9 protein-coding genes are annotated in these 12,100 nt (G+C 62.9%); 3 read left to right on the forward strand and 6 right to left on the reverse strand.

The window, feature by feature from the left end:
* Position 1: 1 nt before the first annotated feature.
* Both SPBM01_RS15790 and SPBM01_RS15795 read left to right on the forward strand, forming a co-directional pair.
* Positions 2-1,165, forward strand: coding sequence for an acetyl-CoA C-acetyltransferase (locus SPBM01_RS15790; RefSeq protein WP_188062567.1), 1,164 nt, complete (start codon positions 2-4; stop codon positions 1,163-1,165).
* The gene (locus SPBM01_RS15795) at positions 1,166-2,161 is read left to right on the forward strand and encodes an NAD(P)H-dependent flavin oxidoreductase (protein ID WP_188062568.1); all 996 of its coding nucleotides are present in this window, start codon (positions 1,166-1,168) and stop codon (positions 2,159-2,161) included.
* Positions 2,162-2,230: 69 nt separating this feature from the next.
* On the opposite strand, the gene SPBM01_RS15800 is transcribed toward SPBM01_RS15795, so the two are convergent.
* The 3 genes from SPBM01_RS15800 to SPBM01_RS15810 form a co-directional block, all read right to left on the reverse strand.
* On the reverse strand, positions 2,231-4,288 hold the full coding sequence (locus SPBM01_RS15800) for a glycoside hydrolase family 97 protein (protein WP_188062569.1): 2,058 nt from the start codon (positions 4,286-4,288) through the stop codon (positions 2,231-2,233).
* Entirely contained in the window at positions 4,273-5,901 is a 1,629-nt protein-coding gene (locus SPBM01_RS15805; RefSeq protein WP_188062570.1) for an alpha-glucosidase, read from the reverse strand. The genes SPBM01_RS15800 and SPBM01_RS15805 overlap by 16 nt, the downstream gene beginning before the upstream one ends.
* A 322-nt stretch (positions 5,902-6,223) precedes the next feature.
* Positions 6,224-6,463 carry a hypothetical protein gene (locus SPBM01_RS15810; RefSeq protein WP_262504212.1) on the reverse strand — a complete coding sequence of 80 codons (240 nt, stop codon included), beginning with the start codon at positions 6,461-6,463 and terminating at the stop codon, positions 6,224-6,226.
* Positions 6,464-6,600: 137 nt separating this feature from the next.
* On the opposite strand from SPBM01_RS15810, the gene SPBM01_RS15815 reads away from it, so the two are divergent.
* Positions 6,601-7,293 carry a CDP-alcohol phosphatidyltransferase family protein gene (locus tag SPBM01_RS15815; protein ID WP_188062571.1) on the forward strand — a complete coding sequence of 231 codons (693 nt, stop codon included), beginning with the start codon at positions 6,601-6,603 and terminating at the stop codon, positions 7,291-7,293.
* A 43-nt stretch (positions 7,294-7,336) separates the two neighbouring features.
* Here SPBM01_RS15815 and SPBM01_RS15820 read toward each other — a convergent pair whose 3' ends face one another.
* The 3 genes from SPBM01_RS15820 to SPBM01_RS15830 form a co-directional block, all read right to left on the reverse strand.
* Positions 7,337-7,489 carry a hypothetical protein gene (locus tag SPBM01_RS15820; protein ID WP_188065885.1) on the reverse strand — a complete coding sequence of 51 codons (153 nt, stop codon included), beginning with the start codon at positions 7,487-7,489 and terminating at the stop codon, positions 7,337-7,339.
* A gap of 76 nt (positions 7,490-7,565) precedes the next feature.
* On the reverse strand, positions 7,566-8,933 hold the full coding sequence (locus SPBM01_RS15825; RefSeq protein WP_188062572.1) for an efflux transporter outer membrane subunit: 1,368 nt from the start codon (positions 8,931-8,933) through the stop codon (positions 7,566-7,568).
* Positions 8,930-12,091 carry an efflux RND transporter permease subunit gene (locus tag SPBM01_RS15830; RefSeq protein ID WP_188062573.1) on the reverse strand — a complete coding sequence of 1,054 codons (3,162 nt, stop codon included), beginning with the start codon at positions 12,089-12,091 and terminating at the stop codon, positions 8,930-8,932. The genes SPBM01_RS15825 and SPBM01_RS15830 overlap by 4 nt, the downstream gene beginning before the upstream one ends.
* Between the last annotated feature and the right edge of the window lie 9 nt (positions 12,092-12,100).

Raw genomic sequence — 12,100 nt, forward strand, 5'->3', positions numbered from 1 at the left:
CATGGCACAAGCCTATATCGTCGAAGCCGTCCGTACCGCCGGTGGCCGCGCCCGCAAGGGCGGCCTGATCGACGTGCATCCCGCCGACCTTGGCGCAAATATCCTCAACGCACTGGTCGACCGCACCGGCATCGACCCGGCAGCGATAGAGGATGTCATCGTCGGCTGCGTCAGCCAGGCGGGCGAACAGAGCTTCGCCTTTGGCCGCAACCTCGTCCTCGCCTCGCGCCTGCCCGACAACGTGCCTGCCGTCACGATCGACCGTCAGTGCGGCTCCTCGCAACAGGCGCTGCATTTCGCGGCGCAGGCGATCATGTCCGGGACGCAGGATCTGGTGATCGCGGCGGGCGCGGAAAGCATGACCCGGGTGCCGATGGGGTCCAATTATCAACTCCATGCCGCCGCTGGCCTGGGCGTCGGGCCATGGCCCAAAAGCATCCAGAACCGCTATGGTATCGCCGAATTCAGCCAGTTTCACGGCGCGCAGGCGATCGCCAACAAATATGGCTTCACCCGTGAGGATATGGACGCCTTCGCGCTGACCAGCCATGCCAAGGCCGCTGCCGCAATCGATTCCGGCGCTTTCGCCAAAGAGATTATCGGCGTCGCCACGCCCGATGGCCTGTTCGACACGGACGATGGCGTGCGGCGCGGCGGCACAATGGAAGCGATGGCCAGCGTCAAGACGCTGGAGGAGGGCGGCACCATCACCGCCGCCAATGCCAGCCAGATGACCGACGGCGCTTCGGGCGTGCTGGTGGCGAGCGAAGCCGCGATCAAGCGCTTCAACCTCACCCCCATCGCCCGCATCGTCAACCTGACCGTCACGGCGGGCGACCCGGTCATCATGCTGGAAGAACCCATCCCCGCCACGCAAAAGGCGTTTGCCCGCTCCGGCCTGTCGCTCGACGACATCGACCTGTTCGAAGTCAACGAAGCCTTCGCCGCCATCCCCATGGCCTGGCTCAAGGCCATCGGCGCGGACCCCGCAAAGCTCAACGTCAACGGCGGCGCCATCGCGCTGGGCCATCCGCTCGGCGCCAGCGGCACACGGCTGATGACCACGCTCATCCACGCGCTCAAGGCACGCGGCCAGCGCTACGGCCTGCAAACCATGTGCGAAGGCGGCGGCATTGCCAATGTGACCATCGTGGAGGCATTGTAAATGGCGCTCAAGACCCGCTTCACCGATCTGGTCGGGATCGAACATCCCATCGTGCAGGGCGGCATGATGTGGGTCGGCCGCGCGGAACTGGCCGCTGCCGTTTCCAATGCCGGTGGCCTTGGCATCCTGACCGCGCTGACCCAGCCGACGCCGGACGATCTGCGCCGCGAAATCGACCGTTGCCGCACGATGACCGACAAGCCGTTCGGCGTGAACCTGACCATCCTGCCATCGGTTAACCCGCCGCCCTATGCCGAATATCGCCGCGCGATCATCGACAGCGGCGTGACCATCGTGGAAACGGCGGGCCACAAGCCGCAGGAACATGTCGAAGATTTGAAGGCGCATGACGTCATCGTCATCCACAAATGCACCGCCGTCCGCCACGCTTTGTCGGCCGAGCGCATGGGCGTGGACGCCATCTCCATCGACGGCTTCGAATGTGCGGGCCATCCGGGCGAGGACGATATTCCCGGCCTGATCCTGATCCCGGCAGCCGCCGACCGGCTGAAAATCCCGATGATCGCCAGTGGCGGTTTTGGCGACGGGCGCGGCCTTGCCGCTGCGCTGGCGCTCGGCGCGGACGGCATCAACATGGGAACCCGCTTCTGCGCCACGGTCGAAGCGCCGATCCACCAGAATGTGAAGCAGTTTCTGGTCGACAATGACGAGCGCGGCACCAACCTCATCTTCCGCAAATTCCACAATACGGGCCGCGTCGCGAAGAACAGCGTGTCCGATCAGGTGGTCGCAATCTCTGCGCGGGATGGCGCGGTGTTTCAGGACATTCAGCCGCTCGTATCCGGTGCGAAGGGCCGGATCGCGCTGGAAACCGGAGATCTCGAAGCGGGCTTGGTCTGGGCCGGGCAGATACAGGGATTGATCCACGACATCCCGACCTGTGAAGCGCTGATCGCCCGCATCGTCGCTGACGCGCAAGCGATCATCAGCGGACGGCTGAACGCCATGCTGACCGCTGATCTGGTCGCGGCCTGACATAAAATCGCCGGGCTGGCGTGCAGTCCAGCCCGGCGACGGGAAAGACCGGCCTCAAAGGCCGGATTCCTATTTTCCTTTGATCGGGACCAGCCGCATCGCCGCCCCGCCACCCGGTGCCAGCCGCAACGCATAGCTGTCACCCCGGCGCACCGTGCGCGTTTCATAGGCGATATTGTGCCGCGCCGCCGTCAGATAGGTCGCCCCCGGACCATCCTTGTAAATGGTCGCGCTATAACTTTTGCCCGGCTCCAGATAGTCGAAGTCCAGCGTCACTGTCCGCTCCGTCGCATCATTGACCCCGCCGATATACCAGTCCGCGCTGTTGCGGTCCTTGCGCGCGAAAATCGCATAATCGCCTACTTCCCCCGCGATCAGATGGCTCTCCGCCCAATCGGCCGGCACCTGAGAAATGAACGCCAACTCCTTGGGATAGAGCGCCAAAGTCTCGATGAAATCCGCCGCCATCTGGATCGGCGAGCAGATCGCCAGATATAGCCCCAATTGCTTGGCCAGCGTCGACGCCATCGGCGCATGGTCCGCCCCCTCCAGGCTCAGGACGCCCGGCGTGAAGTCCATCGGCCCTGACAGCATCCGGGTATAGACAAGGGTCGGCTCATGGTCCGGCCCGTTGGTGAACGCTGCCGATCCATTATATTCCATCCCCCGCGCGCCTTCGCGCCCGACCCAGTTGGGATAGGTGCGGCGAAGCCCCGTGTCCTTCACTGGCTCATGCGCATTGACCGCGACATGATATTTCGCTGCCGATTCCACGACTTTAAGGTGATGCTGCACCATCCGCTGCCCATCATGATATTCCATCGCGATCGTTCCCGGTTGCGCGCCCGGAGCGGCAATCCCGCCTGCGTCGGCGACATAGCCAGTCTTGACCAGATCGACCCCCAGCCCGCCATAGAGCCGCATAGCATCATCCAGTTGCGCCTCATAATTGGCGATGTTGCCACCCGTCTCATGATGGCCGATCAGCCGGACGCCCTTCTTTTTTCCATAGGCCACGATCCCCGCCAGATCGAAATCCGGCGTCGCCTGCGTAAAACTGAACTGGTCGCCATGGCCCAGCCATTCGCCGTTCCAACCCTTGTCCCACCCCTCCACCAACACGCCGCGAAAGCCGTGCTTGGCCGCAAAGTCCATATATTGCTTGGTCCGCGCGGTCGTCGCGCCATGCTTTGGCCCCTCGGCCCAGGTCCAGTCGCCCCGGATCATCCCCCACCAGATACCGATATATTTGGCCGGTTGAAACCAGCTAACATCGCCGATTTTATTGGGTTCGTTCAGGTTCAACTCCAGATCATTCTCCACCAGCCTGGCGGCATCGTCGGCGATGCGGATCGCGCGCCAGGGCGTGTTGAACGGCAGGTCGCGCACCACGCGCGGTCCCTGCGACGATGGCGACAGGGTGGTGCGGAATGTCTGCCCGCTCGCCCGCTTGAACCAATAGGCGGAATAATCGACCAGCGCCGCTTCATGGAAGGACAAATGGGTGCCATCGTCCAGCCGCATGGTGATCGGCGTATGCGCCGTCGATACTGCGTCGATCGGGCTTTGCTGATAGACCTGCTCGTAACGGTTCCACTCGCCGCCCGGTATCCACCAAGCTGTTCCCTTGGGCGCAATGTCGAACTCGGTCGTCTCGTCGGCGATCTTCATCTGCTTCAGGCCGGGCTGCTCCGGCAATTCGTACCGAAACCCCACGCCATTATCGAACAGGCGAAAGCGGATATGCATCTGCCGCGCGCCCTGAATGTCCGACTGGCGGAACCGCACCAGCACTTCATTATGCTGGTCGGTGACATAGCGCCGCTCGCCCCACGGCTGCTCCCAGCGCTGATTGTCGCTGGCCTTTTCCGATCCCGTGATCGCAAAGCCGCGCACCATGTTCAGGCCGTCGGTCAGGATGAAGCCCAGCTTCGACGGCGCGATCAGCAATTTGCCCTTGCGCGACAGCGACCATGTCGGGCGGCTGTCGGCATCGGTCGACACGGTCAGGATGATGGTGCCATCCGGGGAGGTGGCCGTAACGGATGGACGGGGCTGCTGGGCGATGGCGGGGGAGGCCGCGACCATCGCCAGCGCGAACAATCCTTGCGTTACGATCCGGGCCATCTCCTGCTCTCCTCGATGATCACCGCTCCGAAAGGAGGCAGCGTGCCTATGGTGGCTTCATTTACGCAAACGTTTGCCATGCCCGTCAGGGGGATGTCAAGTGGCCATGGAACTGCCGCGTCGGAGAGGTTGAAAACGCACAATAGCGATTGCGCGCCATAGTCCCGCCGGAACGCCAGCCGCGCTTCGTCCGCGACCAATATCTCCAGCGATCCCAGCCGCAGCGCCGGATAGGCCTTGCGCAATGCCAGCATGGACCGCGTAAAATTCAGCAGCGACGCCGGGTCCGCTTCCTGGGCATCGACGGATCGCGCCAGATTGTCGTCGCCCACCGGCAACCATGGTTCGATCGAGCTGAACCCGGCCTGCGCCGCTGCCGCCGACCAGGGCAGCGGCGTGCGTGCGCCGTCGCGTGACAAAGTCAGTGGCCAGTTGGCGATGGCTTCGGGATCCTGCAATCGCTCGAACGGAATATCGACCTGAGTGATCCCCAATTCCTCACCCTGATACAGAATGGCATTGCCGCGCAGCGCCACCAGCAAAGCTGCCTTAACCCGCGCGAATGCCGCATGATCGCCTGCCTTGCACCATCGCGACAGCGCGCGGGGCGCATCATGATTTTCAAAGGCCCAGCTTGGCCAGCCCATGCCCGGTTCGTCGGGCCAGCGCGCAATGGTGTCCGCCACCAGCGTCGGGGTCAGCGCCGGGGCATAGAGGAAATTGAAGCCATAGGCGCTGTTCAGCCGCGTTTCCCCTTGGGTGTAGGCCTTCATCTCCTGTTCGGCCAGGTCGCCGCCCACCTCCGCCACGGTGAAGATCGCGCCATAGGCGTCGCACAGCGTGCGGATGCGCTCGACGAACGGGACGACATCGGGGTGCGACTGGCTATATCGCCGGATCTGGAAATCGAACGGACGGGTGCGCGGGCTGCCGTCGTCGGGGGCAGGGGGATTATCGCGCAACGCCGGATCATGCATCGAATGGTTGAGCGCATCCAGCCGGAACCCGTCTACCCCACGGTCCAGCCAGAATCGCATGACGTTCAGCAGCGCGTCCTGCACATCCGGGTTATGAACGTTCAACTGCGGCTGACTGGTCAGGAACTGGTGCATATAATATTGTCTGCGCCGCCCGTCCCATGTCCATGCCGGGCCGCCGAACACAGACTGCCAATTGCTGGGCGGGCTGCCGTCCGGCTTGGGATCGGCCCATACATACCAGTCCGCCTTGTCGCCTGTCCGCCCCGCGCGGCTTTGCGCGAACCAGCCGTGCAGGTCGGACGTATGCGCATAGACCTGATCGATCGTGACTTTCAGCCCCAACGCATGAGCGCGTGCCACCAGCGCATCGAAATCGGCCAGCGTCCCGAAAATCGGATCGACATCGCAATAATCGGCAATGTCATAGCCAAAATCGCGCATCGGCGACGTGAAAAAGGGCGAAATCCAGATGGCATCCACGCCCAGCCGCGCAATATGGTCCAGCCGCTGCGTAATGCCGTTCAGGTCGCCGATGCCGTCATGATTGCTGTCCTGAAAACTGCGCGGATAAATCTGGTAGATGACCGCGCCTTTCCACCAGGGCTGATCGGTCGTCTGGATGTGCGCGGTCATGGCGGGCCTCTTGGCTGGTTTGGCGATGGCCAGTCTACACAGCGGGGCGGGGAGGTGAAGCGGCGATCGGCGCGAATCGGCGCAAGGCCGAGTCGGCGCTGCAAATGGTGCGCTTATTGCCTTGGTCACAACGCCACCTTCCCCTACGGAAAGCGTTGCACAACGCTACGGATGCAGTTTTTGCAATCGCATATCGTTCGTTCGCACTTGCAGCATCGCGGCGTTCCGGTCAGAAAGGGCGTGCCTTTCAGGCATCCTCTCCTAAAACTTTCAAAGGCTGGTCTTAACGACCAGCCTCTTTTTTTTGCCTGCGCCAGATCGGTCAGTCCGACTGCGGCCCATCACCCCTGCCGCCACGCCATACGCAGCCATCCTCCAGATAGGCTTCCAGTTCGCGCCAGTGCCGGTCCCACCCCGGACCGCGCCGGGCAGGCGGCACTTCCTGCTCCACCATCAACCGCGCGCGCGTGACCGGATTGGCGGGCCGTTGCTCGATCCGCTCCACGATATCGCGCACCTCAAGGGGCGGATCGCCCATCGCGCGGGGCGGTTCTTCACTCATGCCGCTACTCCCGAGTTGCCGATTCCGCCCTTCGCGCGTGCGCGCGTGCGATGCAATGCCCTTTATTCACGCCCTTTATCCCCATAATGCCCGGTGCGGGCGATTGTCTAACTGTCATGTTTTCGTCATAAGGCGCCATGACATTGCCCTCTGGCCCTTCTTCGCCCCCGATCGACCGCATCCAGCAGAACCTGCTCGCCGCTTCGGAACGCCGCCTGCTCAACTGGCTGTGCGCTCATATGCCCCCCTGGGTCACGCCCGATCTGCTGACGGCACTTGGTATGGTCGGCGCTTTTGCCATCTTTGCCGGTTACGCCGCTAGCGGCCTGCACGTCGATTGGCTGTGGCTGGCGATCGCGGGCTATGGCCTGCAATGGTTCGGCGACTCGATGGACGGTAGCCTGGCGCGTTTCCGCCGGATCGAGCGGCCATCCTATGGCTATTTCATCGACCATAGCTGCGATGGCCTCGCGACCTTGCTCATTCTGGCGGGGATGGGGGCCAGCCCCTATATTCGCATGGATGTCGCGCTGGTCGCGCTGGCGGGCTATCTGCTGCTGTCGATCCACGCCTATCTCGCCGCGCGGGTGATCGGCGAATTCAAACTGTCCTACCTCTCAGCCGGGCCGACCGAATTGCGCCTGCTGCTGATCGGCATGACGCTGGCGATGATGGCGCTGGGCTACGCCCCCGGCCTGTTCGGCGCGGTGTCGGGTTTCGATGTGTTCGTGGGGGTGATCGCGGCGCTGTTGGTCGCGCTGTTCGTCATCCAGACGCTATCGACCGCCAAGCGTCTGGCCATCAGCGACAGCCAGAAAATATCGCGATAAAGGGACGCGCGCCTAAAGCCCACATAGCGTAAAGCAGCGCCGTTCAACGGCGCGGCGCGGCTTTCGCAACTGCGGTATTCACCGGATCGGAACGGCGCGTCGTGACCAGCATCAACTGGTTCAGGCGCACCTCGTCCTGCGCGCCCGACGCATAGGCCAGGCATAGCCAATCCAGACACCTGGTCAAAAAGACCATGGTTCCCTCTCCTCATTCTTATCCGCGCAGCATATCATATCTGCGGCCCGAATGAAGCGGATTGTTAAGCCTCTCTTTACTGATCCGCGCCGATCACGCGATAGAGCAGCACCCGGTTGCTCACCAGCGCCAGATCGGTCGCAATTGCCGACTGGCGCGCGCCATACAGCGTCCGTTGACTGGTCAGCGCCGTAAGGAACGTGTCGATCCCTGACCGATAGCGCTGCTCCGCCAGCGTATAGGCCCGCGCGCTTGCGTTCACCAACCGCGCCTGCGCCTGTTGCTGCGCGTCGATCGTGCCTTCCCGCGCCAGAGCGTCAGCGACTTCCCGAAATGCGGTCTGCACCGATTTCTCATATTGGGCTAGGAACAGGTCACGCTGCGCCTTGCTATAATCCACATTGCCGCGCACCGCCCCGCCGAATATCGGCAGGCTGGCCGATGGCGCGACCGACCATGCAAAACCATCCCCGCTGAACAGCGACGACAGCGCCGAACTGGCCACCCCGATGGCCGATGTCAGGCTGATCCGGGGAAACATCGCTGCCCGCGCCGCGCCAATGTCCGCATTGGCGGCCTTCAACTGATGCTCCGCCTGCAACACATCGGGCCGTTGCAGCAATATGTCGGACGACAGGCCCGCAGGCACCTTTGCCACCCCGCCGATCAGGCTGGCGATTGTGTCGGGCAACAGGGCGGCCTCCACCGGCGCACCCACCAGCAGGTCCAGCGCATTGCGATCCTGCGCGACCTGCGTCACATTGGCCGCCACATCGGACGCGGCCTGCTCCACGACTGTCTGCGCCTGATATACGTCCAGCTTGCCGGTCAGCCCCGCACCGTTCAGCGATTGGGTGATCGTCAACGTCCGTTGCGCGCTGGCCAGCGTCTGGCGCGACAATGCCAGCAAATCCTGATCCGCCGCCAGCGTGGCATAGGCGCTTGCTGTTTCCGCGATCAGCGAAATCCGCGTCGACCGCGCCCCTTCTTCCGTCGCGAGATAGGTTTCCAGCGCCGATTCACTCAGGTTGCGCAGCCGCCCGAACAGGTCGATCTCGAACGCGCTGAAACCGATGTCGGCGCTGTAATTGTTCTGCCGCGTGTCATTCTGCCGCACGAAACTGGCACCCGCATCGCCGGTGACGGTCGGCAATTGCGCTGCGCGCTGCACCCGATATTGCGCCCGCGCCGACTGCACATTGGCAATCGCCGCGCGCAGATCGCGATTATTCGCCAGCGCGCGCGCGATCACCTGCTTCAACCGCGCATCACCGATCAACTGGTCCCATGGCAATCCGGCCTTCGTCACCGCCTGCGCCGGGGCATAAGCCTCACCGCTCGGCAAGACAGCAGGCACCGGCGCGCCGGGCCGCACATAAGTCGGCGCCATGTTACAGGCCGACAGCAGCATCGCGGCGGTCAGCGGCACGATTACACGGGTCATGCCGTCGCTCCTTCACCGGGCAGGGCAGGCGCGGGCGGCGTCTTGCTCCCTTTCGCCCCGTCGCTGCCGAACAGACGCGCGATCGTCAGGAAGAATAGAGGCACATAGAATATCGCCAGCACCGTTGCGGTCACCATTCCGCCGACGACGGCGGTGCCGATCGCGACCCGGCTTTGCGCGCCAGCGCCCGTGGCGATCGCCAGCGGCATGACGCCCGCAATGAACGCCAGGCTGGTCATCAAAATCGGGCGAAAGCGCAATCGCGCCGCTTCCAATGCGGCGGCAAAAGCATCCTTGCCCTGCTTGTGCGCCAGTTCGGCAAATTCCACGATCAAAATCGCGTTCTTTGCGGCCAGCCCCATGGTGGTCAATAACCCGACCTGAAAGAAGATATTATTTTCAAGGCCACGCGCCCACACCGCAATCACCGCGCCGACCAGACCCAATGGAATGACCAGCAGCACCGCCAGCGGGATCGACCAGCTTTCGTACAGGGCCGCTAGGCACAGGAACACCACCAGCACCGACAGCCCGTAGAGCAAAGGCGCTTGCCCGCCCGACAATTGCTCCTGATAGGACAGGCCGCTCCACGCATAGCTGGTCCCGGCGGGCAATTGCTGCTGCAATTCCACGATCCGGTCCATGGCATCGCCCGAACTGGCGCCCGCGCCGGACTGCCCCTGAATTTCAAAGGACGACTGGCCATTGAACCGCGCCATCGTCGTCGGACCCATCGTCCAGTGCGTCGTGGCAAAGGCGGAAAATGGCACCATCGCGCCCGTGCTGCTCGACCGCACCATCCAGTTGTCCAGATCGGTCGGTAACGCCCGATACGCCCCATCGGCCTGCATATAGACGCGCTTGACGCGCCCGCGATCGACAAAGTCGTTGATGTAACGGCTGCCCCAGGCGGACGTCAGCACATTGTCGACATCGCTCTGGGTCAGGCCCAGCACCGCCAGCTTCTCGGCATCGACATCGACCTTCAACTGCGGCGTATCTTCCAGCGTCGCGGCGCGCACCCCGGCCAGCACCGGATCTTTCTGCGCGGCGGCGATCAACTGGTTGCGCAATTCCAGAAAGCGATCGCGGCTGAGGCCACCGGTATTGAGCAACTCGAACGTAAAGCCATTCGACTGGCCCAGCCCGCGAATGGCAGGTGGCGTCATTGCCAGCACCTTGGCATCGCGAATAGCACCCAACTGCCTGTTCGCCCGGCCAGCGATGGCGCTGGCGGTGTTTTCGCTACCCGCCCGGTCGTCCCACGGGGCCAGGTTGATGAAGCCCTGACCCGTATTTTCACCCTGACCCTGAAAACTGAACCCGGTCATGATGAAGGCATAACCGACATTATCCTTCTCATCGGTCATGAAATAATTCAGCACCCGGTCCGCCGCCGTCGCTGTTCGGGTCGATTTCGCGCCTGCCGGCAACGTCATCTGCACCATCACCTGCCCCTGATCCTCGACCGGCAGGAAGGACGAAGGCAATCGCACGAACAACAGGCCCAGCACGGCCAGGATCACGACATAGCCCGCCCAATAGAGCTTGCGCCGCGTCATCACAATTTGCGTGCGGCGAATATAACCGTTGGTCAGCCGCTCGAACCAGCGATTGAATTTACCCGACCACCCCTTGTCGCGCCGGTCGTCATGCACCGGCTTCAATATCGTCGCACACAAGGCAGGCGACAGGATCAGCGCGACGACCACCGACAACAGCATCGACGACACGATGGTAATCGAAAACTGGCGATAGATGACGCCGGTGGACCCGCCGAAAAACGCCATCGGCAACAGCACTGCCGACAAAACCAGCGCAATGCCGATCAGCGCATTACCGATTTCCGCCATAGACTTGATCGTGGCATCGCGCGGCGAAAGCCCTTCCTCCTCCATGATCCGCTCGACATTTTCGACGACGACGATGGCGTCATCGACCAGCAGGCCGATGGACAGCACCATGCCGAACAGGGTCAGCGTATTGATGGAATAGCCAAACAGCGCCAGCACCCCGAATGTGCCGAGCAACACCACCGGCACGGCAATCGCCGGGATCAATGTCGCGCGCCAGCTTTGCAGGAACACGAACATCACGACCACGACCAGCCCGACCGCCTCGATCAGCGTCTGTATGACTTCGTTGACCGACAATTTGATGAACGGGGTGGTGTCGCGCGGAAACACGACCTTATAGCCATTGGGCAGGTTGCTCGATAATTCGGCCACCTTCGCTTTCACCATCTCTGCGGTCTTGAGCGCGTCCGCACCCGGTGCAAGCTGCAACGCGATGCCCGACGCAGGATGCCCGTTCAACCGCGCGGCCGTGGTATAGCTTTCATTGCCCAGTTCCACCCGCGCCACGTCGGACAAGTGAACGATCGACCCGTCGCTCTGCGTCTTGACGACGATATTGCGGAACTGCTCCGGCGTCTGGAGCCGCGCGCGCGCCGTCACCGTGGCATTGATCTGCTGGCCCGCAGGGGCAGGATCGGCACCGATCTGTCCGGCGGAAACTTCGACATTCTGCGCCGCGATCGCTGCCTGCACGTCCGACGGCATCAGGCGGACGGTCGCCAGCTTATAGGGGTCCAGCCAAATGCGCATGGCATATTGCGACCCGAAAATCTGGGTCGCGCCGATGCCGTCGATCCGCGCGATCGGATCCTGAAAATTGGTCACCAGGAAATCGGCAATGTCGGCCTGCGTCGCGGTGTCCGTATCGTCATACAGGCCGACCAGCATCAGGAAATCGGTCTGCTGCTTGGTGACGCTCAAACCCTGCTGCTGCACGGCGCTGGGCAGGCGGCTCAAAGCCTGCTGCACCCGGTTCTGCACCTGCACCTGCGCGGTGTCGGGGTCGGTCCCTTTTTCGAACGTCACGCTGATCGACGACCGCCCCGTGGCGGAGGAGGAGGAGGAGAAATACATCAACCCGTCGATGCCGGTCAGTTGCTGCTCGATGATCTGCGTGACGCTGGTTTCCACCGTTTCGGCCGATGCTCCCGGATAGGTCGCGCTGACGCCTACGCCGGGCGGCGCAATGTCGGGATATTGCGCGATGGGCAGCGAAAACATCGCGCCCAGCCCTGCCAGCATGATGCCAATGGCAATGACCCAGGCAAAGATCGGCCGGTCGATGAAATAGCGGCTGAACATGGCGGCGCT

The sequence above is a fragment of the Sphingobium sp. KCTC 72723 genome (genome assembly GCF_014280435.1).
Lineage (GTDB): Bacteria > Pseudomonadota > Alphaproteobacteria > Sphingomonadales > Sphingomonadaceae > Sphingobium.